Below are 22,500 nucleotides of genomic sequence, written 5' to 3' on the forward strand. Positions count from 1 at the left end.
CGGCCGGCGGACGGACTTCATGAACGATCCGGAAGTCATTGCCAAACGGCAGAAGGCGCTGGCGCGGATGGAGGCTGCGGAATGAATGGTGTCGGCATAGTCTCAAAGCTAAAGACGAAGGGCGCCTCTCACCCGCCCCCTCCCTACCCTTGCAACCCGGCCCAGCCGGTTCGGTCGGGGGCTGACGCCAGTGCCCGTGTCGCGTTTCTAACTGGCTGGCGGCGCCGCACCTCTAGCCAGCTTTGACATTGTTTGTAGCCGCCCAGTTGAAGTGTCCTGTTTCTACAAAGTTGGAGTGTCCCTCTCTCCCGTTTTGATGAACGTCGGGACGGGATTGGTTGCAATGAGCTAGCGTGAAATGGCGCTACGGCCTCCCCGCAAAGACGCATGCACGATGCGCGCGCCGAACAAGGAGCTGGCCGGTTTAGTGTTGCCTTAAAGAAACTGTGCAAGGATGCAGGTCTGTCATTCATGCCGGCGACCTGATGAAGTTTCGAAGAAATACAAAGATAGTTCGCAGCCTCGCGAACCCTCTGATGAGCCATGCGAGCGCATTCGCTCCGGCACTATTTGCGGCCGTTATCGCAGCCATCGTCGTCTGGATGGCAACGGACTGGCGGCTTGAGCGGTCGTTGGCCGACGAACGCTCGGTTGTTGCCGGCGAGCTTGCGACGATGTCGTCTCGGCTTCAGACCAACCTCAATAGCAATGTGAAGCTGTTGCAAGGTTTGGCGGCGGGTATCGCGGTCGATCCGGCGATGGGCCAGAACAGATTTTCCAAACTTGCCGCGCAAATTCTGCAGCCTGAGTCACAATTGCGAAGCTTCGCCGCGGCGCCCGACATGGTGGTCCAGTGGGTTTATCCGGAAAAAGGAAATGAAAAGGCAATCGGACTCGACTACCGAAAAAATGAGAAGCAACGGGCCGCCGCGATGCTGGCGCGCAACACACACAATATCGTCCTGACAGGCCCGGTGGAGCTTGTCCAAGGCGGAACGGCTTTCGTTGTCAGGTGCCCGGTTTATATCGACGACGGAAACAGCCAGATCTTTTGGGGTCTGCTTTCGGGAATCATCGATATTCCGAGGCTATACCGCGATAGCGGTCTCAGTTCGACCGACCTGGAGATCGCCATCAGCACGACGCCGGAGCCGAACTCGGCCAAACAGGTCTTTTTTGGCAGCCTGGAAACCTTTGAGAAGAAACCGGTCGTGGCCTCCGTCGATATGACGTACGGCCGATGGTCCCTCGCCGCACTTCCCAGGCATGGATGGGGCCAGAATAGCGGCATCGGCACTTTTGAGTTTTATGCCAGCCTGTTGGCCTTGTGTGTCGTCGCGCCGATCGTCTGGGTCGGATTTCTGACCAAATCGCGTCAGAAGACCATCGAAAAACTTCGCCTTCACAAGAGCAAGCTCGTACGAGCACGACAGAGGCTGGAGCACCTGTCACTGCATGACGCCCTCACCGGGCTACCCAATCGGCGGTTTGTCGACCAGATGATCTCGCAGCCGCCAAGGCCTGATCTGCAAGACCGCCTGATCCTTATCCATATCGACCTTGACCGTTTTAAAGAGATCAACGACACGAAGGGGCACGCCGGCGGAGACATGGTCTTGCAAACAACGGCTTCACGGCTTGCCGATTTGACGGGCCCAAACGAGGTCGCGGCGCGCATCGGCGGAGACGAGTTCGTCTTCGCCAGCTGGAGTAGCAATCCCGAGCCTAAAGCAACGGAATTGGCCAGGCAGATTGTCGACACGCTGCAGCAGACCATCTTTATCGATGGAGCCGGTTATGTGGTCGGCGCAAGCGTCGGTGTCGCCTGGGAGACTGAACGCGCTCGCGACCGGGATCTCGGTCAGCTGCTTCTGAATGCCGATTTGGCTCTGTACGAGGCGAAGAAAGCCGGCCGCGGCCGCGCCGCGGTTTTCACCGAAGAGCTCCGCAGCGCGGCAATCCATTCAAAAGAACTGGCGGATGAATTCAATCAAGCGCTCGAACGCGATGAACTCATCGCGTTCTTCCAGCCACAGTTCAATGCAAACACGCTCGATATCGCAGGCGTCGAAGCGCTCGCCCGCTGGGATCATCCGCGAAAAGGTCTGCTCGGCCCGAACGCGTTTCTGGATGCTGCGGAAAGACTGGGCCGCAGTGGCGACATGGACAGGCTGATCCTGCAAAAGGCCCTGTTCGAGCTGACACGATGGGACGGCTTGGGAATGCAAATTCCACGGGTTTCAGTCAATATTTCAGCGCGCCGGCTGGCGCAGGCCAATCTGCTCGCCGAGCTGTCCGAGCTTCCCGCAGCGAAGGGTCGCCTGTGTTTCGAGCTGCTTGAGACGATCTCCTTCGACGAGCTTCAGCCTGCTCTGAACGAGGTCATTCCGGCAATCAAAGCGCTCGGCATTGAAATCGAGATCGACGATTTCGGCACGGAACATGCCAGTATTGTCGGCCTGCTTCGATTTGAGCCACGAAGGCTTAAGATCGATCGAGAGATCATCAAACCGATCATCGCGTCTGCATCTCAACGCCGTCTGGTTTCCTCGATTATCGAAATCGGCCGGTCTCAGAACATCGACATCGTTGCCGAAGGCGTGGAGACAATGGAGCATGCCAAGATCCTGAAAGATCTTGGCTGCCATTTGCTGCAAGGTTACGCTCTGGCCCGACCCATGACCTCGGAGCAGTTGATCGAATTTTGCCGTATGAAGGATAGAGAAGCGGCAAAGGCGGGCCGATAGCCTCGGCCGCATTCAAATGACGATCGCTATTGCGCCGTCTGTTTGTGCTTGCGAGCTTTCGTCAGCAGGTTCATTCTTATCTCTTGTGAAGCCCGCCGGCTGACATGGCCGTTGCACATCGGGTTTCGTGAGATGCAGCGATGGACTGCGCCGGCTGCGGTTTCGATATTCAGAGCGGTTTTGCTTTCTGTCCGCGATGCGGCGCAAGGCAACCCCTCTCCTGCGCCGCCTGCGGCTATGCGTGTCAGCCCGATTTTGCCTTCTGCCCCAAATGCGGCGCATCGATCTCAGGTATAGCCCCACCTGCGCCGAAGCCGATGATTGAGCTGCTGCCGGCGAAATCCGACAGCGATGCCGACCGGCGTCCGGTGACGGTGCTGTTTGCCGATCTCTGCGGCTTCACCACGCTGAGCGAGCAGATCGACCCCGAAACCATGCGGGTGCTACAGAACGAATTGTTCGAAGAGATGACCCGGGCGGTGGAAGCCTATGGCGGCTTCGTCGACAAGTTCGTCGGCGACGCCCTTCTGGCGCTGTTCGGCGCGCCGGTTGCCCATGAGGACGATCCGGTGCGGGCGCTTGGCGCCGCACTTGATATGATCGACCGGGCCGCTGCGGTCGGCACACGCTGGCAGTCGCGCGCCGGCGTGCCGCTGCGCCTGCATATCGGCATCAATAGTGGCCCTGTCGTCACCGGCGGCTTCGGCGCGGCTGGCGCCAAATCCTATTCCGTGACCGGCGATACGGTGAACACCGCCCAACGGCTGCAATCGATGGCCGGAGAAAACGATATTCTTGTCGGTCCCCTGACTTACCGCCTCACCCGCCATGCCTTTGCCTTCGACAGTCTCGGCGCGCAAACCTTGCGCGGCAAAAGCGGAAACGTCCACGTCCATCGGCTGACCGGGCTGCTGGACGCGCCGCATACGGCGCGCGGGCTCGAAAGTTTCGGCCTTCAGGCGCCGATGATCGGACGGGATGCGGAATTGTCGCGGCTGCTCGCCTGCCTCGATCTTGCTTGCGACGGCGCCGCGCAGCTCGTCCGGCTGATCGGCGAAGCGGGTATCGGTAAATCGCGTCTCGCCACCGAATTCGTCGGGCTCGCCACGAATGCGACCCGCTTCCCTGGCCTTGCTATCCGCAAAGCCACCTGCTCCCCCCTTGGCGAACAATCCTACGGCACCCTCGCCGCGGTCGTGCGAAGCGCCTACGGGATCGGCGAGCGCGACGATCGTGACAGGACACGACAGCTGTTGACGACGGGGTTTCGCGCACTCGATCTGACGCAGGACGATGTTGACGGGCTGCTTCCGCTGTTTCTGCATGTGCTCGGCCTCGGTAATCCCGATGGCGCGTTGCGGCACATCGAGCCGGAGCAGTTGCGGCGGCAGATCTTCTATGCGATCCGCACCGTCTTCGAGCGGCGGCTGGCGCAAGGCCCTCTCCTGCTGGTCATCGAGGATCTGCATTGGGCAGACGCGGCTTCGCTGGAAGTGCTTCGTTTCATGATGGACCGGCTGGAGCGCAGTCGGCTGATGCTGCTGGTGATCTACCGGCCGACGTCGCAGACCGACCCGCTGAACTCCGATCGCGTCAATGTCACCGTGCAACGTCTTGGCCCACTCGCCGCGGCCGACGGGCAGAGGCTGCTTGCCGCCTTTTTTGGTGAGGCGCACGGCAAGCTGCCGGTTGCAATGCGCAAACGCATTCTCGACCGCGCCGGTGGCAATCCGCTCTTCATCGAGGAAATCCTGCGTGGGCTGATCGACATGGGTACGTTGCATCATGACGGTGAGCGCTGGCATGTTGCCGCCGATGACACCGACGTCGCCATCCCGGTGAACCTGCAAGCCTTGTTGCTTGCCCGCGTCGATCGTCTGCCGCAGGAGATGAGACGGTTGGCGCAGGAGGCGGCGGTGGTCGGCCCGAAATTCGATACCGCCCTGCTCCGCGCCGTCGCGACCGATCCGGCCGCCATCGATGCCGCGCTGGACTATCTCTGCGATGCCAATATCATCGAGGAGTTGCGCGGCCCCGATGCCGGCGGGTCGCCGGGCTATCGCTTCAGCCAGACGCTGATGCACGACGTCATCTACCAGAATCTGCTGCTGCAACGGCGCATGGAGCTCCATGGCAGGATCGGCCGGGTTCTGGAGCGCCAATATGGCGTGGCGCCTGAGCGTCCCGAGCATCTGGCGCAACTCGGTCATCACTTCAGCCTGACTACTATTAAAGCCAAGGGCGCCGCCTACCTGATGGCGGCTGGCGATCAGGCGCGTAAGACCTATGCCAATGACGATGCGATGCGCCTCTATCGGCAAGCCCTCGCGGCCTTCGCTGACGAGCCGGAGGTGACGCCGGACCAATTAGCGCTGCTGGAGCGCCTTGCCGACCTCTGCGGCCCTGCCGGCCGGCGCGACGATGCCTTGACCCATTATCAGCAGGCACTTGCCATCCACCGCGCCAATGACGACCGGATTGCCGCAGCAAGGATATTGCGAAAGATCGGCCGCCTGCATCTCGATGCGGGGCGCCGCGACCAGGCGGAGGCGCATTGCGCCGCCGCGGAAGCGATGATCGAGACGATCGATGCGCCGGTCGAACATGCCCACCTACTGCAGGAGCGCGGCCATCTGGCCTTCCGCATGGGTGATCAGGCCGCCGCCGCCGAGTGGGCGACACAGGCGCTGCAATGCCTGCAAACGCTGCCGATCGACGGAACGACCGAAGCCGGCCGCGAGGCAGCTCGGGCGATGGCGGAAGCGTTGAACACCAAGGGTGCAGCGCTCGCGCGGCTCGGACGCCGGCGAGATGCCGTGCAGGAAGTGGAGCGCAGCCTCTCGGTCGCCGAAAAAGCCGATCTGCAAAGTGCCGCCTGCCGGGCCTATTCCAATCTCGGCGTTCTCTACACGATCGTCGATCCGGCCAACGCCATCACGGTCTGCCGCCGGGGGCTGGAGGTCGCAACCCGCATCGGCGATCTCGGCTTCCAGGCGCGCCTTCTCGCCAACCTCGCAGTCTCCTGCTGCACCTTTACCGATCACTGTGCGGCCGAAGGCGTGCCGGCGGCGGAAAAGGCAGTCGAAATCGACCGGGCGCTCGATCAGCGCGATCATTTGTCCGTCCCGCTGATCGTGCTCGGCCAGATTCATCAATGCCATGGGCAGCCGAAGCTAGCTCGTAAGTATTACGAGGAAGCTCTTGAGGTTGCGAAGGAAATTGACGAGCCGCAACTGCTCTTTCCGTGTTATGATGGCTTGGCGACGCTGAGCCTCGAATATGACGATATGGACGAAGCGGAACGGTATTTCACGCTGGCCCAGGATGTGTGCATCCGCCACAACCTGGATCCAGGTACGCTCGTCGTCTTGCCGTTTCTCGACTGAATGGTTCGCGTCGCAATGATCGCGAAACATCGAATAGAGCAAGCGATTCAAACAAATAAAGGGAGGAACGAACAATGCAGGAGAACCACGCCGATAGACCACTACAACCCGGAGATCGCGCGCCCAACGTGGTGCTGGATGCGATCACCCGCCAGGGCAAGATCGCCATCGACGACTTTCGCGGCCAGAGGCCGCTGCTCGTCGGCCTGTTCCGCGGACTGCACTGCCCCTTCTGCCGCAGGCAGATCGCCGCCATGGCCGAACTGACCGATGCATTGCAGGAGAAAGGCATCGACAGCCTAACCGTCGTCAATACCCCGATCGAGCGAGCCCGCCTTTATTTCCGCTACCATCCGCTTCCCAACCTGCTGGCGGCCTCCGACCCCGAACGGGTATCGCATCGCGCCTTCGGCCTGCCGCGCCTTCAATTCACCGAGACCGAGAACGAGTGGCCGCACAAGGTCAGCATGGACACGATGATGTCGATGCGCGTCGACATGCCGGGCGAGCTCCCCGAACCGATGAACCCGATCGCCGCGATGGAATTTCTCGACAAGGCTGACGGCTATGAGATGACCGATGATGACAAGCGGATGGTCTCCCCCGGCGAAGGCCAGCTTGTCGGCGAATTCCTGCTCGATCGTGACGGCGTCGTGCGCTGGTGCTTCACCGAAGTCGAGGAGGCCGGCCGCCATATGTTCGGCGTTCCCGCGCCACGGGAAGTCATGTCGGCGGCGGCGAATATGGCGGTCTGAAGCGGCCGCCCTAAATCACCTGATCCGGAATGCGAAGCCGGCGCCCGCGGTCGGCGAAGGCGTGTCCGGGCGGCCTCTTGTCGAGATCCGGACATCGCCGCGCCATCCCATGGCACGCTCGCCGGTCGTGAGTGCTGCGGCGGATTAATCCGGAAGACCGGCCTTGCGGTAGCCCTCTACGAAATGGTCAAGCGTGCGGGCGTCGCGAAACGGTTCGGTCGCCGCCCAATGGCGGATGGAAAAGCCGGGGTTGGCGACAAGGAAGAGTTCGGTCTCCGCCTGCGCCTCGTCGAGCCGGCCGAGCTGAGCAAGGCTTGCCGCCAGGAAACGGCGCGAGCTTGTGCGATACGTCTCGTCGCGGCGCAACGTCTCAACGGCGGCCCCATATTGCCCGGCCGCATATTGTGCCTGGCCGAGCGTCAGATAATACCAGCTTGCCGGAAACGGGTTCAGCCGGAACGCCTTGCGAATCTGCTCAAGCCCCTCCTCGACCCGCCCTGCTAGGACGGTAACGTCGGATAATGCGGCAAGGGTATCGGCCTCGTTCGGGTCAAGTTCGATCGCCTTGGCGAACTCCGCATCCGCCGCGGCAAAATCGCGTTCATAGGCAAGAAGGTAGGCCAGCACCCAGCGACAGCCGGCATCGTTGGGGTCGATCGCAACGGCCTTGCGCGCTAAGTGTAAGGCGATGCTGCGGGTCGCTTCCGTCGGCCCGCCGCTATGAATCCACCCCATCCAGTGGTTCATGGCCAGCCACCGATAGGCCTCGGCATAGTCGGGGTCGAGGGCGACTGCGCGGGTCAGCATCAGATGCGCCTCCTCAGCCGCCTGCGGGGAATCATCCATCAGCTTGCGCGCCCGCACGCAGAGATCGTAGGCCTCAAGACTTCTAGGCCGATGGCGCGGCGGCGGGGTACGCAGCCGGCCGAGCAGCGCCTCGACGATCCTGGCGGTCACCTCGTCCTGAACGACGAAAATATCGTCCAGGCTGCGATCGAAGCGTTCCGCCCACAAATGAGTGCCGCTGACGGTGTCGACCAGCTTGGCGTTGACGCGCACGCGCCCCGCGGCGCGCCTCGCGCTGCCCTCCAGCAGGTATTGCACGCCGAGCTCCTCGGCCATCTCCAGCACGTCTACCGCCCTGCCCTTATAGGCGAAGGCCGAATTGCGGGCGATGACGAACAGACCCGGCATTCTCGAAAGGTCGGTAATCAGGTCTTCGGTCAGCCCGTCCACGAAAGATTCCTGTTCGGGATCGTTGCCGATATTCAGGAAGGGCCGCACGGCGACCGATGGTTTGTCGGGCAGCGGCAAGGTCTTTCGCGTCACGCCGCTCAGCCGCCGCATGGAGCCCGTGAAGCGGTAGCCGACGCGCGGAACCGTTGCAATCCATTCGCCGCCGCCGGCGGCTGGGCCGAGCAGCTTGCGCAACTGCGCGATCTGGACGGTGAGGTTGCCTTCCTCGACCGCCATGCCCGGCCAAGCCGCGTCCATCAGCTCGGTCTTGGCAAGGATTTCGCCGGATCGCCCGACGAGCGCCGCAAGCAGCTTCAGCCCGCGATGGCCAATGGCAACGGGTTCATCATTCCGAAGGAGCGTTCCCGCATCCGGATCAAGCACGAACGGACCAAAGGCAAAGAGCAATCCCTGCATAGAGCGGATCTATAGTCCATTTGGAAGTTTTTGAGAACTTTTTGGAGCGGCTTAATTACGCCGCTCCTCCTATTCCGCAGAATTCCATCCTCTTTCGGGGCGGGGCCTCTGCCCCGTCACCCCAATGCCGACTGGCGAGGAAATCTGCATGACTGCCGCAAGCACGACATCACAGCGAGACGATCGGAGCCCCTGGGCCGCGATGGCAGGCATCATCGCCACCGTCACGGTGTTTGCCGTAGCGCAGGGGCTGACCTATCCGCTGCTGAGCTTCATCCTGGAGCGGCAGGGAACGGCCGCTGGCCTGATCGGTCTGTCGGCAGCGATGACGCCCTTGGGTTTCATTATATCGGCACCCGTCATTCCGGCGCTCTCGCGGCGCGTGGGTGCAGCGCGGCTTGCGATCCTCTGTTCGATCCTCGCCGCCCTCACCCTGATTGCGATTGCCGGACGGCAGGACGTTTGGACCTGGATGCCGCTGCGCTTCCTGCTCGGCTTCTTTGCCAATCCACTCTATGTCATCAGCGAAACCTGGCTGATCTCGATCACCCCGGCGTCGCGCCGGGGCCGCATCATGGGCCTCTATTCATCGATCGTTTCGGCCGGCTTTGCCGTCGGTCCGCTCTCACTCGGCCTCAGTGGCACGGAAGGCTGGGCACCCTTCCTGATCGGCATTGGGGCCTTCCTTGGCTGCGGCCTGATCGTGCTTGTCGTCGCCCTCCGCCTGCCTGACATGCCCGCGGAAGGCGAGGCAATATCGGTCGGCGGCTTCCTTGCGCGGGCGCCGCTGCTGCTGTTTGCGGTTTTCACCGCCGCCGCCTTCGAGCAGATCCTGCTCTCCCTGCTTGCCGTCTATGGCGCGGCACTCGGCAGTACCGAAAGCCGCATCGCTTCGCTGATCACCTGTTTCGTTGCCGGCAATGCCGTGCTGCAGATCCTGCTCGGGCGCGTGGCGGAACGGTTCGGCGCGACGCGGACCATGTTGTTCTGCGTCCTCACTTGTCTTTCAGGCTGCCTGCTGCTGGCGTCAACCTTCACCACCTGGCTCATATGGCCGCTCGTTTTCATCTGGGGCGGCGTCTCGTTCGGGCTCTACACCATGTCGCTGATCCAGCTCGGCGAGCGTTTCAACGGTCAAACCCTGATCGCCGGCAATGCGGCCTTCGCCTTCGCATGGGGCGTCGGCGGCATGGCAGGCTCGCCCGCGGCCGGACTGGCAATGCAGCTGGTCGGACATCAGGGGCTGCCGTCGTCCCTCGCCCTACTCAGTTGTGTCCTGGTGCTTTCTCTGTTGGCCGCGAGGCAGCGTGAGCAATAAAGGACCTCGCGTGCCTTCGATAAGTCCCCTCCGGCCGTGAGATCCCTACTCTTGATTTTCGCCCGCCGCTAGATATATAACATGTTATATAACGTTCAATGGAATTGGAGAGGTTGAATGGTCGAAGATGTGGTGCGAACGCTTGGCTTTTTGTGCCTGGGCAGCCGGTTGCGTCGCATCGGCGAGAGACTGCAGGCCGATACGCAGCAGGTCATCGACGAGGCCGGCCTCGGCATCCAGGCAGGTCAGTATCCATTCCTCGCGGCGATCGACCGGGCCGGGCCGCTGACGATCGGCGAGCTTGCGCAGGCGGTGGGCATCACCCAGCCCGGCGCAACGCGGACCATCGGGCAGCTTCTCGAACTCGGCTTCGTCGATATGCAGCCGGCGCCGGATGATCAGCGCCGCAGATTGGTGTCGCTATCCGACAAAGGACGGGAACTTGTCGATCATTCGAAGGCAACCATTTGGCCGCGCGTCGCGGCTGCGGTTGCGGATCTCTGCGGCGACCTCGACGGACCGATCCTCGAGCAACTCGCCGCCATCGAAGACGGGCTGGCAGCACTGCCCCTCCTACGCCGGAGCACGGTTACAGGCCCGCACGCCCTTTCCGCCGCGCAATAGGGAAAGAAAGACGATGAATCATGTGCTTGACCGACCGATCTGGAGCGCGCTCAAAACCACACATGCCGCTCTTGCCGAAGGCAACAGCTACGCACGGCGATACCCGCCCTCCATCGTCCCCTTCGCAGCCTCCGCCGACGATAGCCCTGAGAGCCTCGATGCCCTGGAGAAGCTGCCGTCGGCGGAAGAGAAGATGTTTCTCGTCGAGGCCGGGCCGATCGCCATTCCAGCGGGTCTTACCGTCGTCATGGAGGCGCCAGTGACCCAGATGGTTGCCGAGCGACCTCATGAGAGGATTTCGGATTCCCGCATTGAGCCGCTGACCGAGGCCGACGCCGCCGACATGCTTGATCTGGCGAGCTTGACCAGACCCGGGCCGTTCACCCTGCGCGCCCAGAGCCTCGGCAGCTTCTGGGGGATCAGGCATGAAGGCCGTTTGGTGGCGATGGCCGGGCAGCGTATGCGGCAGACCGGTTTCATCGAACTGAGTGGCCTTTGCACCCATCCCGAATTCCAAGGGCGTGGCCTCGGCACCCTGCTGTTCCGTTTCGTTGCCGGCGAAATCGCTTCCAGCGGCGACACGGCCTATCTGCATGTCTATGCGGGGAACACCTCCGCCATTTCCCTCTACAAGGCGCAAGGCTTCACGCTTCGCTCGGAGATGAACATGCGGGTGATCAAACGCCGCGCCTGAGCTGGTGCTCAATGGCCGGGACGGTGTCTCCTCCCCGGCAACGTCCAATTTAAGGGGCTTCGGTTCAAGAAACTACCTTACGGCCGCCGGCAGCACTTCGAATTTCCAGAATTTTTCCGGGCTGAAATAGGTTGTGGCGAATTCGCGGATCGTTGAGGCCGTTACCTCGTCGTAGCCGCTGAGATTGCCGCGTATGCGGTCCAAACGACGCGGATCCGTCTGGGCGCCGCGCAGATATTCAATCCAGTATTCGTTGCCCTGCCGCTGGTGCTTCAGCGTCTCGATGATGGGTTCGCGAGCGCGTGCGAGCTCGTCGGCGGAGACATCATGCGACCTGAGATCATTAGCGATCTGGTCGACAAGTGCATAGAAGCGCGCCAGCTTTGTCGGATCCGTCTCGACGTAGAAATAGGCGTAGCCATAGCCGGGAATTTCCCTCGACAGATTAACGTCGCCCTCCAGCACGTAGCTTGCCCCTTCTGCAATGCGAAACTGGTCGGTGAGCCTGTTCTGGAAAATCTGGGTGACAACATTGGCTGTGAAGGAGCGCGGGAGATCGGAGAGCAAATCGCCGATGGGAGCCCCGACGACGGCGGCGGCGCTGTCTGCCCTTCCCTTATGGGTCTGCAGAACGGGCTTCTCGGTGGCCGCCGGAAAACGCACGTTACCCCAAACATTGCTCGGCGCCGCCTCCGGGCGTGGCGGCAAAGCGCCAAATGTTTCAGCTGTCAGCCGGATGGCGTCGTCCACCGTCACGTCGCCGACGATGGTGATATCGATCGGGCCATTGGACACCACAGGCCGGAACAGCGCCTCGAAATCGTCCGGCTTGGCGGCGGACAACTGGGCGCGATCGGGAAAGGTCCAGCGCGGATCGCCGGAGTGGACGAGACCTCCGAGGCTGCGGCTGACAACGCCGCCAGGAGTCGCCTCATACTGATCGAGGCCGCTCAAATAGACCTGCTGCACCCGCTTGAACGCCTCGGGGCGGTATGCGGGATCGGAGGTGTATGCCGTCATGAGTTGCAATTGCGTCGCCAGATCCTCAGTCCGCGTACGACCGTCGAACTTGAAGGAGCTGTCGCCTACCGAGACATCGAGGCCGACGATGTTGGCGGTCAGCGCCTTCTGGATATCCTGGTAGTCCATGGCCTTCACGCCGGACAGCGCGACCGCCGGCGATGCCCAGATCGGGAGGGGATGGTCATGCGGCAAGTCCAGCCGACCGCGGCCGATATCCTCGCGCACCAGCACTTCGTTGGCGCGCAGCTTGGTTGGCTTGACGGTAAGCCGTACACCATTGGAAAAGCGCACCATGGTCAGGCCGAGATCTTCGACGGCGCGGCGTTCGACCACAGCGCCCGGCGCGCCGAAATGGGTGTAGGGCCAGGCGATATCGGCTGCACTGGACGGCGCCGAGACCGCAATCGCCTTGGAAGCGTGATAGACCTGCCGGAGCGCGTCGGCTCCGCCTTGTGGCGATTGGGCGGTCTGGAGCACGATCTGCGGGCCATTGCCGGAGAAGGCACGCTGCAAGGCCTGATTGACCTCGGCCGCGGTGACGTCGTTCGTCACCCTCTCAAACAGCGAGAGGTCGTCGGCAGGCGACGTGAAGACCTGGTCGTCATCGACGCTGCCAGCCAGCGCCGAAGCGATGTCGGTGGTCGTGCGCGTCGCGGCTCCGGCGGCAGCAGCCTTCAGGGCCGAGCGATATTCGAGGATTTCGCGATCGATCTCAGCCTGGGCAACGCCGAACTGTTGAATACGACGCTGTTCCTGGTCAATGGCCCCGAGTGCCGCCCGCCATTTGTCCGGTTCGGAATTCGCCGTGACCAGGACGACATGAGCGGAATCGAGGAGATCCTGGGACCCGACGCCGGCGCTGATGAAAGGCGCATCCGCCTTGCTGGCGATGGTGCCGACCCGGCGTTTGAGCACCATCAGACCGAGATCTTCAATAAGCTGGGTGCGGCGCTTGGCCAAGGTGTCGGGGGCGGCGTCATAAGGACGCGTCCAGGCGATCTGGACGCTGGTCATGCCGCCGGGCACGACGACGACGTCCGCGCTTTCGCCTTTCGTCTGCAGCGCGCCGGTATCCTGACTTGCAGGCGTCGGTCCCATGGCCTTCCAGTCGCCGAAGCGCTGCCGGATTTCGATTTCCATGGCAGCCGGGTCGATATCGCCCACCACGATCAGCGTCGCCCGATCGGGCCGATAATTGGCCCGGTAGTAATCGCGGACGAGGTCCACAGGCGCATTGCTGATAATATCGGCTTTCCCGATCGGCGGGCGCATGGTCACGCGCCGGCCGGCGAGCAACGAATTCATGATTGCGAGCCCCGCGCGGTACTGCGGCGTATCGCGCAGCCGCTCTTCCGACAGGATGACGCCGCGCTCGCGATCGAGGGCGCCGGCATCGAGGGTCAGCTCGCTCGCGGTTTCTCGCATCAGCATCAGGCCCGTGGATAGCGTCTCTGGATCGACCTCGGGCAAATCGAGTGCATAGACAGTCTCGTCATAAGAGGTATGGGCATTGGTGTCCGGTCCAAAGGCCAGGCCCTTGCGCTGCAGGATACGGATCATTTCGCCTTCGGCGACATGCGTCGAACCTTTGAAGGCCATGTGCTCGAGAACATGCGCCAGGCCCTGCTGGTCGTCGTTTTCCTCCAGTGAGCCGGAGCCGATGCGAAAGCGGATCGCTGCCTGTCCAGATGGCGTGGCGTTGCGCATGATTGCAAAGCGCATGCCGTTGGCGAGCACGCCGAAATGGACATTGGAATCGGCTTGGATGTCGCTTTGAGTTTGCGGCCAGGCGGTGGACGGCGTGTCGGCATAGGCCGGCGATGCAAAAATTGCGACAAGGGAGACCGTCGCGAGAAACCGCCAAGCGGCGGCGCATTCCATTTGTTTGGGAGACATTCTTATCCAGGCGATGAACATGAAGAGAGGAAACGACTTTGACCCGACCATTCCATAAGTTGCATATTGCTTCAACTTCCATGTGTGAATGGATAAGACGCAGATAATTCGGGTTAGGGGGCTCCATAGAAATCTTAGAATTTTTGTATAGGCTGTTGATATTTAAATCTTATGATCGTGACTTCCGTCGTCATTCCCGGTGAATTCCCCACACCTCGTCAATTGTCAGATCACTGTCATCGAGCCCGACTAAAGGATTGCGCTTCGACGCTGTGACCAGGAGGGCGCATTCGATGGCGACATTGCAGCAAGTCGCATTCCGGGCAGGATGTTCGCTGGCGACGGCAAGCCGGGTTCTCAATCGCAACGGGCCGGCCAGCGATCTGATGGTGCGCAAGGTGCGCCGTGCCGCCGCCGAGCTCGGTTATCGCCCGGCCGGCCATGCTGTCGGGCGGCTCGGGCGCAGACCGGTAATCGGCGTCTTGATCCCGAGCATCACCAATCCGGTCTTTGCCTCGTCGCTGTCGAGTATCCAGAACCGCATGCTGGTCGCCGGCCATGGCGTCTTGATCGCCCAGTCGAATTACGATCCGGCACGCGAGGCCGATGCCGTCGCCGCACTTCTGAATGACCGGCCGACCGGGCTGATCCTCACCGTCTGCGACCCGTCGACGAGCGAGGCGCTGCTGCCCAAGCTGCCGCCGACCGTGCTTCTCAACAACCTGCCGACGGCGCAGTTTCCGGCGGCGGTCACCGCCGATAATCGCGGCGCCGGCCGGGAGATCACGACATTCCTGATCGGCATGGGCCACCGCCACATTCTCTTTCTCTCCGGCAATTTTGCCGCCTCCGATCGCGCTCGTCTTCGCTACCAAGGCTACCTCGACGCCATGGCCGAGAACGGCCTGACGCCGCTTGACGCGATCCAGATCTCCTTCGTCGGCGGCTATGACCAGCTCGATCTCAGTGCGGCGATGAGCGCGCTTTCGCCGACGGCGATTATCGCCTCCAACGATCTTCTGGCGCTCGGCGTCATCGGCGCGCTGAAGCGCGAGGGGCTGTCGGTGCCGGGGGATGTTTCGGTCGCCGGCTTCGACGGCATCGCCATCGGCCGGCTGATCGATCCGCCACTGACGACCATTGAAATGCCGGACGCCAGCATGGGCGCGACGGCCGCCTCGCTGCTGCTCGACATGGCGGAGAATGCAGCCCCTGCCCGCCACCTCGACGTCGCCTATACGCTGCGCCGCGGCGGCACGGTGCGCGCCATCTCAACCACCCGGAAATAAAGGGCCGCCGCGCGCTCGGCGTGGCGGCCCCTTCTTCTGACGCGGAAAGCGATCAGCTGCGCGGCAGCATGCCCTCGACGTCGGCGGCTGCGTCGTCGAGCGCTTCCTTCGGCTCGGCCGACTGGTCGACGATGCGCGAGAGGTTGTCGACGATCGTCTGGGTGACCTTGACGCCGTTGGAGCCGGGGAAGGCATACCAGGGGATCATGACCGGCATCTGGCTGAGCCCAGCCTGGAACAGCGGGTTCTGCTTGTAGAAGTCGCCGAGATAGTCGGCCGACTTGGCGGCAAGCTCATTGTTCGGGACATAACCGGTGCCGGGCACGACGACCGAGGCGCCATAAGGGCCGGCGGCGAATTTGGCGAATTTCCAGGCGGCGTCCTGCTTGGCGGCGTCATGGGTCAGGATGACGACGGCGTTGCCGCCCGTGGGAAGACGGCCGTTCACCGGATCGATCAGCGGGATCTTGGCGGTGCGCAGATCGAACTTGTTGCCGACATTCTTGATCGTGTTGCGCAGCGCGCCTGTGGTCTGGAACTCGAAACCGACCTTTCCGGCTGCGAAAGCCTGTTCGCCGGCCGGCTTGGTGAAAACAGGCATGCCGCCTTCGGTGACCAGGCGATGAAGGACCTCAACGGCCTTCTGACCTTCCGGACCGTTGAAGGCGACCTTGCTTTCATCGTCGTTCAGCATCTTGCCGCCGGCGCCGAAGAGCAGTGCGGAGAACATCCAGTCGTCGCCCTGCCAACGGAAATCGATGCCGTCGACGCCGTTGCCGAGCGCCTTGATCTTGCCGCCAAGTGCAATGACCTCGTCCCAGGTCTTCGGCGGATTGTCGGGATCGCCACCGGCCTCCTTCACGAGATCGGCGTTGTAATACATGATCGGGTTGGAGGTGGCGAAAGCGAGGCCCGCTTGCTTGCCATTGACCTGGGCGAGCTTGAGGATCGTGTCGGAAAAGCCCTGCTCGGCCATGTTGCCGTCCTTCTGGACGAGCGGGCCGAGATCGACGGCGACATCGCGCTCATCGAGCATGCGCAGGCGGTTCAGGCCGATGAAGGTGATGTCGGGCATTTCGCTGGTGCCGACCTGGCGAAGGATCGTCTGGATACCTTCCTCGTAGGTCGCCGAGGGGCTGGCGAACTGGATCTTGATGTCGGGGTTCTCAGCCATGAACTTCTTCGAGATCGTGTCCATCACGTCCTTGAAGAAACCCGGCATCGGGTAGTGAACCGTCAGCGTCGTCTCGGCATGCGCGGGAAGCGCGATTGCCATCGATACGGCCGCTGCGGCGAGAATCTGGGTGATATGTTTCATCGCTCGTTCTCCTTGATAAAGCCGGTCAGCCTTTGAGACCGGTCATGGTGATGCCCTCGACGAAACGCTTCTGCGCAAGCAGAAAGGCGGCGACGAGGGGAAGGGTAATCATGAGGGTGGCGGCCATCAGCGCGCCGTAGTCGTCGCCGGCCTCGGCGGCGCGGAAATACATCAGCCCCAGCGGCGGCGTGGCGTAGTCCTGCTTGCTGATGACGATCAGGGGCCAGTAGAGATCGTTCCAATGGGCGACGACCGAGAAGATGGCAAAGGCGGTAACCGCCGGCCAGGCATTGGGCACGATGACGCGGACCACGGTGCCGAGCTCCGACATCCCGTCGAGACGAGCGGCATGGATGAGATCATCCGGCATGGCGCGGAAGAACTGCAGGAACATGAAGATCGCGAAGACCGAAATCGTGAAGGGCGCGATGAGCGCGGCATAGCTGTTGAGCAGCGAGGCGCGGTCAAAGGCGACATAGAGCGGCAGCGCGGTCGCATGGATCGGCACGAGAAGGCCGAGCATAACAAGCACCATCATGGCTCGCGCCGCGCCGAAGCGCAGCTTCGCCATGGCATAGGCGCAGGGGATGGCCACCAGCACCTGAAAAAAGAAGATCAGCCCGCAGACGACGACGCCGTTCCACAGGAGCCGCGCCATCGGCACCCGGCTCAAGGCCTTGGCGAAATTCTCGGCATAGGCGAAATGCGCCGGGATGAGCGACAGCGACGAGGTGAAGATGTCGCTCTGCGTCTTGCCGGCCGCCGAGATCATGAAGATGTAAGGGGCCAGGAAGATGATCGCCCCGAGGGCAAGCAGGCTCAGGCGGATGACCCTGCCGAGGGAAAAAGCGCTTGCCGTCATGTGTAATGCACCCGGCGGTCGAGGATGCGGTACTGCAGGAACATCAGCACCACGAGGATTAGGAGGAAGACCACGGTCATCGCTGAGGCATAGCCGACACGCAGATAGACGAAGCCTTCCTGGTAGATCGTGAAGAGCAGCACTTCAGATGCCTTGTTCGGGCCGCCCTCGGTCAGTGTCTTGACCGTCTCGAAGACCTTGACCGCATTGGTGATGCTGATGGTGATGACGAAGAGCGTCGTCGGCCCGAGCATCGGCCAGGTGACCAGCAGGAACCGATCGAGGGAGGATCTCGCGCCGTCCACTTCGGCTGCTGCATAAAGCTCGCGCGGGATCGCCGTCAGGCCGGCCAGGAACAGCACCATGTTGAAGCCGGCCGATTGCCAGACGCCGATGATCGACAGGCTGTAAAGCACCGTGCCGGAACTGCCCAGCCAGTTCGGGCCGGGCAATCCCACCAGCGCCAACAACGCATTGAGCGGGCCGATCGTCGGGTGGAACATATATTGCCAGACGGTCGACATGGCGACGATCAGCGAGGCGACCGGCAGGAAATAGGCGGTGCGGAAGACGCTGCGGGCCGCGGTCTCGCTCTCGATCAGCAAGGCGATGCCGAGACCGAGCAGGATCGAGACCGGCGCCACGATTGCCGTATAGAGAGTCGTATTCCATAGCGACTTGCGAAAGGTTCGATCGGTGATCAGGTGGGCGTAGTTCTCGAAGCCGACGAAACGGAACTTGCCGTAACCGAGTTCGAAATCGGTAAAGCCGAGCACAACGACAGCTGCAACGGGCAACAGCACGAAGAGAAAGAGCAGGATCATCGCCGGCAGCACCAGCATCCAGGCGATGCGGGCCTCGCTTCGGCGATGAGCAAGGGCGGAATTATCGGGGATGGCCAGGGAGGCGATACTAGCCATGCGCCCTCTCCCGCTGGGCATCGAAAGCGCCAGCGAGCCCGGCATCAGAAGCGGCGAGCAGGGCATCAGCAGAGCTGAGCCCGGCATCGCCGCCGGCGGCGAAGCCGGCCAGACGGCTGCCGTCCTCTGCAAAGATCAGCGTCCGGCCGGGCGACAATCGCAGTCCCACGGCATCGCCGGCTGCAAGCCCGGAGGCTTCGGACGGCTGTACCTTGGCGATGACGGTCTCACCGATCGCGTCGAGCCGGCAATGGAGGATAACCTCGGACCCGAGGAATTCGACGCGTTCGATCCTGGCGGCAAGGCCGTCACGCCGGCTCTTGGCGAGAAAGACGAATTCGGGGCGAATGGCGAGCGTGACCGGCATCTTCCCCGCGGGTGCATTTTCAAGCGTCAGGCGCAGGCCGCCGCAGAGAACGACGCCGCCTTCGGCAAAGGCCGGAAGCAGGTTGATGCGCGGCTGGCCGATGAAGCGGGCGACCTCGATATGGGCGGGATCGTCGTAGATGAGCTGAGGACTTGCGATCTGGAGCAATCGGCCGCCCATCATCACGGCGACACGGTCCGCCATCGACAGTGCTTCCGCCTGGTCATGGGTGACATAGAGCGTCGGCACGCCAGCGTGGCGATGCAGGTCGACGATCTCGCCGCGGGCATGGACGCGCAGGTTGGCGTCGAGATTGGACAGCGGCTCGTCCATCAGGAAAATGCTCGGCCGGCGCACCATGGCGCGAGCGAGCGCCACGCGCTGGCGCTGGCCGCCGGACATCTGGCCGGGCTTGCGGTCGAGCAGGTGTTCGATCTTGAGTGATGTCGCCATTTCTCGGACGTCGCGGGCGATCGCCGCGCGGGTGGCGCGCTGGCCCGGCATCAACGAGCCGATGAAGGGCAGCCGCTGCGTCGTCGACAGCCGGCGCATCGCCAGCGGCACGGCGATATTCTGAGACGCCGTCAGATGCGGATAGAGCGCGTAGGACTGAAAGACCATGGCGATGTTGCGCTCGGCGGCCGCCACACCCGACATATCTTTCCCGCCGATCAGGATTTCGCCGCTATCGGCATGGTCGAGGCCGGCAAGGACGCGCAAGAGCGTGCTCTTGCCGCAGCCGGAGGGGCCGACCAGGGCGATGAATTCGCCGGCCCCGACATCGAGGCTGACGCCGTTGAGGATCTGGTTGCCGCCGAAGGCCTTGGTGATGTCGCGAAGCGAGAGCGCGCTCATTCGACAGGTTCCCGCTGTTTGACCGCCTGGGGATAGACCTCGAGCACGACATCGTCGAGCACATGGGCGGTCATGCCAGGAACGGCGACAATCTGGCTTTTGACCGATGTATCGAACTCGTGAACGACGGCGCCGATCAGGCGCTCGCCCGGCATCTCACGTTCCATCTTGTCGATGATGAAGGCAGCCGACGGACCCCAGGTCAGCTGGGTGTTATCGAAGCGACCCTGCCAGGCCCAGTGAAGGTGGCCGCTGGCAAACAGCGCCACGTCATGGCCTGCTATCAGATCATAAAGCCGGCGGCGCTGAGCCGGGCGAACGCTCCAATAGCCGGTATCGCCTTCGTCGGGTGCATCGACGAACAGCGGCTTGTGCGCAAAGAGAGCCACGCGCCGCCCTGCCCTGTCTTCGAGCGCCTTGGCGAGCCATTCGAACTGGGCCTCTTCCTCATCATCCTCATGACCGAGAAGCAGCGAGTTCAGGCCGATGAAGCGCCAGCCGGCCGCATCCTCCAGCCAGCGATCGTCACCGGCAAGGCTGCGCCAACGGGCCAACCGCTCCGCGTTGACGGGCTGGTCGGACCCTTTGAGATGGCCGACATCGTGATTACCGGGGACGATCAGCATTGGGATCGGCACTTGCCGCATCAGATCCATCGAGAAGGTGATGTCCTCGTCCTTGTCGGCGCCGTCGACGGTGAGATCACCGGTATGCACGATCAGATCGGCGCCGGTCGCTTCGATCCAGCTCAGAAGCGGCGCCCAATTGCCGTTGAAATGCGGCTTGTTCGGGCTGAAATGGGTGTCGGTGATCTGGATGATTTTCATGAGGGCGCGTCTCCGAGACCTGGGAAGCGCGTCACGGACGCTCCCTTCTCGGACCCTCTCTAGAAGGCTCGCATGTCAATCAGGCATCCGCGGTTTTCAGCTGTTTTTCAGTTTTGACATCAATCCGTCATGCAGGCGCAGACCGCCCCCGAGAATGGGGGCGGCCAGCGGCAGGGTCTACGGAGATCAGTGCCGGGGCGCGGTGGCGGGAATAGACGACACGGTTGCCGAGACTGGGTCGCTTGCCGGAAAGCTATCTTCGAGGCCTTCGTTCAGCTCCTCTTCCAGCGTTTCGCTGTCATGGGTCGAACGTGCGCTCGGCTGGCCTTTCAATCCCTTGCTGCCTTCGTCGAAGTTGCCGTTGCTCAAGGCGTCGTAACGGTTGATGCTGCCGTCTGCGCCGCGGCCCGGAAAGGCGGTCAACTGAACCATCATCACCTTGGCGTGGTCGAGCACCGTCGAGGCGTCGAGCTCACCATGGGAATTGTCGATTTTGACGGAAACCGATTCCCCGCCCTCGCCCAGGAATTCGACGGTGAAGAAGTCGCCGGACTGTGTCACGCGTGTATCGATCAACTGCATGGAAACCTCCTGTGTTTATGCCGGATCAACGGCGATCAACATCAGGAGTTCCACGGCTACGCCATTTCAGCACTGGGGCACGCCGCGCGGCACCTTGCAACTCAGTCTTGCTCCCGCATTTATGGTTAATTTATTAATAATTCAGAGCCTATAAATGGAACCAAGCGGCCTTTCCGAGTGTTGATGCTGCGCCGCGGAGGAACCCCGATGATCTTGAAAATACTCGCCCCTAAGACAGATGCCGATTATCATGATACCGGCACCTATGCCGACGGGATTTTTGCCGAAAACCGCATCGACCTTTCCTTCAGCCGCCATGGCCGGCGGCCCTCGCCGCATGAGCGCGACTACGGCGCCGACAGAAAACTGGAAAAGCTGCCGCTTGGATTTGCCTGACGGTCCGTCGCTTTTCGGCGGTGGGCTGCCGCGTTACCCGCGTCACAAACCTCCCTTGCCGGAGCGGCAATCCCGACCACATTCTCCGCTAACGCTACTCGCAGCACCGGAGAAGCCTTTGCCCTGGATCGCCTATCTTGCCCATTTCATCGCCGCAGCATTTGTCACCAACGGCATGCCGCATTTCGTGAATGGCGTCAGCGGCCGGCCTTTCCGCACTCCGTTCGCAAAGCGCAGTTCCCCGACCGTGAACGTCCTATGGGGCTGGGTGAACTTCCTCATCGCCTTCCTGCTGTTTGCCAATATCGGGCCGCTCTATATCGGCACTCCGGGCGATACGATCTTCGCCGCGGCAGGCATGCTCGTGACCGGCGTCGTGCTCGCCCGTTTTTTCGCTGGCGACGCAATCTAGCGCATTTCCCGCGCACAGGTTACTTGCATGATGATAGTCGCTGCTGTAGTGGCTATGATCATGCAACGAACAAGCTTCAGTGAGTTCAAATGCCCGGCGGCGCGCGCGCTTGACAGCGTCGGCGACTGGTGGAGCATTCTGATCCTGCGTGATGCCTTCCAAGGGCTCTCGCGTTTCGATGAATTCCAGAAAAGCCTCGGCGTGGCGCCGAACATCCTGACGCGGCGGCTCAAACATCTGACGGATCAGGGGCTGTTCGAGCGGCGGCTCTACCAGCAGCGCCCTGCCCGCTACGAATATCTGCTGACCGAGAAGGGCCGCGATTTCTTTCCGGTGCTGATGGCGCTGTTTTCCTGGGGAAGCCGCCACATTCCGGAAGAGGATCTCGCCTTTCTTCTCAGCGATGCGAACTCCGGCAGAACGCGCGAGACCAAGCTGGTCGACGCGCGGACCGGCGAACAAGTGACACCCGAAAACACCGGCCTGCTTGCAGGCCCTGCAGCCGATGACGACGTGCGTGCGCGGATCGCCCGCATGCGCACCTGGTATCTCGGCATCGACGCATAGAAAGGAAAA

General features: G+C 62.2%; 18 protein-coding genes. 10 read left to right on the top strand and 8 right to left on the bottom strand.

What is annotated here, in order from left to right; all coding sequences use genetic code 11:
• Positions 1-485 precede the first annotated feature (485 nt).
• The 3 genes from GGI60_RS10615 (at position 486) to GGI60_RS10625 (ending at position 6,888) form a co-directional block, all read left to right on the top strand.
• A complete protein-coding gene (locus GGI60_RS10615; RefSeq protein ID WP_183915501.1) occupies positions 486-2,747 on the top strand; it encodes an EAL domain-containing protein in 2,262 nt (753 codons plus the stop codon).
• Between the two features lie 140 nt (positions 2,748-2,887).
• Positions 2,888-6,133: an adenylate/guanylate cyclase domain-containing protein gene (locus tag GGI60_RS10620; RefSeq protein ID WP_183915503.1), complete on the top strand. Its 3,246-nt coding sequence runs from the start codon at positions 2,888-2,890 to the stop codon at positions 6,131-6,133.
• A 74-nt stretch (positions 6,134-6,207) separates the two neighbouring features.
• Complete coding sequence (locus tag GGI60_RS10625) at positions 6,208-6,888, top strand: peroxiredoxin-like family protein (protein ID WP_183915505.1); 681 nt, start codon at positions 6,208-6,210, stop codon at positions 6,886-6,888.
• Between the two features lie 144 nt (positions 6,889-7,032).
• Here the strand turns inward: GGI60_RS10625 and GGI60_RS10630 are convergent, their stop codons facing one another.
• Positions 7,033-8,541: a winged helix-turn-helix domain-containing tetratricopeptide repeat protein gene (locus GGI60_RS10630; RefSeq protein WP_183915507.1), complete on the bottom strand. Its 1,509-nt coding sequence runs from the start codon at positions 8,539-8,541 to the stop codon at positions 7,033-7,035.
• Between the two features lie 148 nt (positions 8,542-8,689).
• On the opposite strand from GGI60_RS10630, the gene GGI60_RS10635 reads away from it, so the two are divergent.
• The 3 genes from GGI60_RS10635 (at position 8,690) to GGI60_RS10645 (ending at position 11,177) form a co-directional block, all read left to right on the top strand.
• Positions 8,690-9,859 (top strand): MFS transporter, encoded by a 1,170-nt coding sequence (locus GGI60_RS10635; protein ID WP_183915509.1) that lies wholly within the window; start codon positions 8,690-8,692, stop codon positions 9,857-9,859.
• Positions 9,860-9,976: 117 nt separating this feature from the next.
• The gene (locus GGI60_RS10640; protein ID WP_183915511.1) at positions 9,977-10,483 is read left to right on the top strand and encodes a MarR family winged helix-turn-helix transcriptional regulator; all 507 of its coding nucleotides are present in this window, start codon (positions 9,977-9,979) and stop codon (positions 10,481-10,483) included.
• A gap of 13 nt (positions 10,484-10,496) precedes the next feature.
• The gene (locus GGI60_RS10645; RefSeq protein WP_183915513.1) at positions 10,497-11,177 is read left to right on the top strand and encodes a GNAT family N-acetyltransferase; all 681 of its coding nucleotides are present in this window, start codon (positions 10,497-10,499) and stop codon (positions 11,175-11,177) included.
• A 72-nt stretch (positions 11,178-11,249) separates the two neighbouring features.
• On the opposite strand, the gene GGI60_RS10650 is transcribed toward GGI60_RS10645, so the two are convergent.
• A complete protein-coding gene (locus tag GGI60_RS10650; protein WP_246720363.1) occupies positions 11,250-14,096 on the bottom strand; it encodes a M16 family metallopeptidase in 2,847 nt (948 codons plus the stop codon).
• A 293-nt stretch (positions 14,097-14,389) separates the two neighbouring features.
• Here GGI60_RS10650 and GGI60_RS10655 point away from each other — a divergent pair, with 293 nt between their 5' ends.
• Positions 14,390-15,385, top strand: a complete 996-nt coding sequence (locus GGI60_RS10655) for a substrate-binding domain-containing protein (RefSeq protein ID WP_183915515.1) — start codon at positions 14,390-14,392, stop codon at positions 15,383-15,385.
• A 52-nt stretch (positions 15,386-15,437) separates the two neighbouring features.
• Here GGI60_RS10655 and GGI60_RS10660 read toward each other — a convergent pair whose 3' ends face one another.
• The 6 genes from GGI60_RS10660 to GGI60_RS10685 form a co-directional block, all read right to left on the bottom strand.
• Positions 15,438-16,703, bottom strand: coding sequence for an ABC transporter substrate-binding protein (locus GGI60_RS10660; RefSeq protein ID WP_183915517.1), 1,266 nt, complete (start codon positions 16,701-16,703; stop codon positions 15,438-15,440).
• 25 nt (positions 16,704-16,728) lie between these two features.
• Complete coding sequence (locus GGI60_RS10665; RefSeq protein WP_183915518.1) at positions 16,729-17,565, bottom strand: carbohydrate ABC transporter permease; 837 nt, start codon at positions 17,563-17,565, stop codon at positions 16,729-16,731.
• Positions 17,562-18,485 (bottom strand): carbohydrate ABC transporter permease, encoded by a 924-nt coding sequence (locus GGI60_RS10670; protein WP_183915520.1) that lies wholly within the window; start codon positions 18,483-18,485, stop codon positions 17,562-17,564. The genes GGI60_RS10665 and GGI60_RS10670 overlap by 4 nt, the downstream gene beginning before the upstream one ends.
• A complete protein-coding gene (locus tag GGI60_RS10675) occupies positions 18,478-19,707 on the bottom strand; it encodes an ABC transporter ATP-binding protein (RefSeq protein WP_183915522.1) in 1,230 nt (409 codons plus the stop codon). Before GGI60_RS10675 ends, GGI60_RS10670 begins: the two co-directional genes overlap by 8 nt.
• Complete coding sequence (locus GGI60_RS10680) at positions 19,704-20,534, bottom strand: metallophosphoesterase (RefSeq protein WP_183915524.1); 831 nt, start codon at positions 20,532-20,534, stop codon at positions 19,704-19,706. The genes GGI60_RS10675 and GGI60_RS10680 overlap by 4 nt, the downstream gene beginning before the upstream one ends.
• Positions 20,535-20,720: 186 nt before the next feature.
• Positions 20,721-21,116, bottom strand: a complete 396-nt coding sequence (locus tag GGI60_RS10685) for a hypothetical protein (protein ID WP_010035230.1) — start codon at positions 21,114-21,116, stop codon at positions 20,721-20,723.
• Positions 21,117-21,323: 207 nt separating this feature from the next.
• Here GGI60_RS10685 and GGI60_RS10690 point away from each other — a divergent pair, with 207 nt between their 5' ends.
• The 3 genes from GGI60_RS10690 (at position 21,324) to GGI60_RS10700 (ending at position 22,491) form a co-directional block, all read left to right on the top strand.
• Positions 21,324-21,512 (top strand): hypothetical protein, encoded by a 189-nt coding sequence (locus GGI60_RS10690; protein ID WP_183915526.1) that lies wholly within the window; start codon positions 21,324-21,326, stop codon positions 21,510-21,512.
• Positions 21,513-21,630: 118 nt separating this feature from the next.
• A complete protein-coding gene (locus GGI60_RS10695) occupies positions 21,631-21,924 on the top strand; it encodes a hypothetical protein (RefSeq protein WP_183915528.1) in 294 nt (97 codons plus the stop codon).
• A gap of 60 nt (positions 21,925-21,984) precedes the next feature.
• Positions 21,985-22,491: a helix-turn-helix domain-containing protein gene (locus GGI60_RS10700; protein ID WP_183915530.1), complete on the top strand. Its 507-nt coding sequence runs from the start codon at positions 21,985-21,987 to the stop codon at positions 22,489-22,491.
• Positions 22,492-22,500 lie beyond the last annotated feature (9 nt).

The organism is Rhizobium lentis (genome assembly GCF_014200175.1).
In the GTDB taxonomy this organism is placed as follows: domain Bacteria; phylum Pseudomonadota; class Alphaproteobacteria; order Rhizobiales; family Rhizobiaceae; genus Rhizobium; species Rhizobium mulingense.

Coding starts and splice junctions, on each gene's coding strand:
- GGI60_RS10625 (WP_183915505.1), top strand. CDS start 6,208: ATGCAGGAGAACCACGCCGATAGACCACTACAACCCGGAGATCGCGCG.
- GGI60_RS10665 (WP_183915518.1), bottom strand. CDS start 17,565: ATGACGGCAAGCGCTTTTTCCCTCGGCAGGGTCATCCGCCTGAGCCTG.
- GGI60_RS10700 (WP_183915530.1), top strand. CDS start 21,985: ATGCAACGAACAAGCTTCAGTGAGTTCAAATGCCCGGCGGCGCGCGCG.
- GGI60_RS10660 (WP_183915517.1), bottom strand. CDS start 16,703: ATGAAACATATCACCCAGATTCTCGCCGCAGCGGCCGTATCGATGGCA.
- GGI60_RS10650 (WP_246720363.1), bottom strand. CDS start 14,096: ATGTCTCCCAAACAAATGGAATGCGCCGCCGCTTGGCGGTTTCTCGCG.
- GGI60_RS10645 (WP_183915513.1), top strand. CDS start 10,497: ATGAATCATGTGCTTGACCGACCGATCTGGAGCGCGCTCAAAACCACA.
- GGI60_RS10640 (WP_183915511.1), top strand. CDS start 9,977: ATGGTCGAAGATGTGGTGCGAACGCTTGGCTTTTTGTGCCTGGGCAGC.
- GGI60_RS10680 (WP_183915524.1), bottom strand. CDS start 20,534: ATGAAAATCATCCAGATCACCGACACCCATTTCAGCCCGAACAAGCCG.
- GGI60_RS10635 (WP_183915509.1), top strand. CDS start 8,690: ATGACTGCCGCAAGCACGACATCACAGCGAGACGATCGGAGCCCCTGG.
- GGI60_RS10620 (WP_183915503.1), top strand. CDS start 2,888: ATGGACTGCGCCGGCTGCGGTTTCGATATTCAGAGCGGTTTTGCTTTC.
- GGI60_RS10630 (WP_183915507.1), bottom strand. CDS start 8,541: ATGCAGGGATTGCTCTTTGCCTTTGGTCCGTTCGTGCTTGATCCGGAT.
- GGI60_RS10675 (WP_183915522.1), bottom strand. CDS start 19,707: ATGAGCGCGCTCTCGCTTCGCGACATCACCAAGGCCTTCGGCGGCAAC.
- GGI60_RS10615 (WP_183915501.1), top strand. CDS start 486: ATGAAGTTTCGAAGAAATACAAAGATAGTTCGCAGCCTCGCGAACCCT.
- GGI60_RS10655 (WP_183915515.1), top strand. CDS start 14,390: ATGGCGACATTGCAGCAAGTCGCATTCCGGGCAGGATGTTCGCTGGCG.
- GGI60_RS10690 (WP_183915526.1), top strand. CDS start 21,324: ATGATCTTGAAAATACTCGCCCCTAAGACAGATGCCGATTATCATGAT.
- GGI60_RS10670 (WP_183915520.1), bottom strand. CDS start 18,485: ATGGCTAGTATCGCCTCCCTGGCCATCCCCGATAATTCCGCCCTTGCT.
- GGI60_RS10685 (WP_010035230.1), bottom strand. CDS start 21,116: ATGCAGTTGATCGATACACGCGTGACACAGTCCGGCGACTTCTTCACC.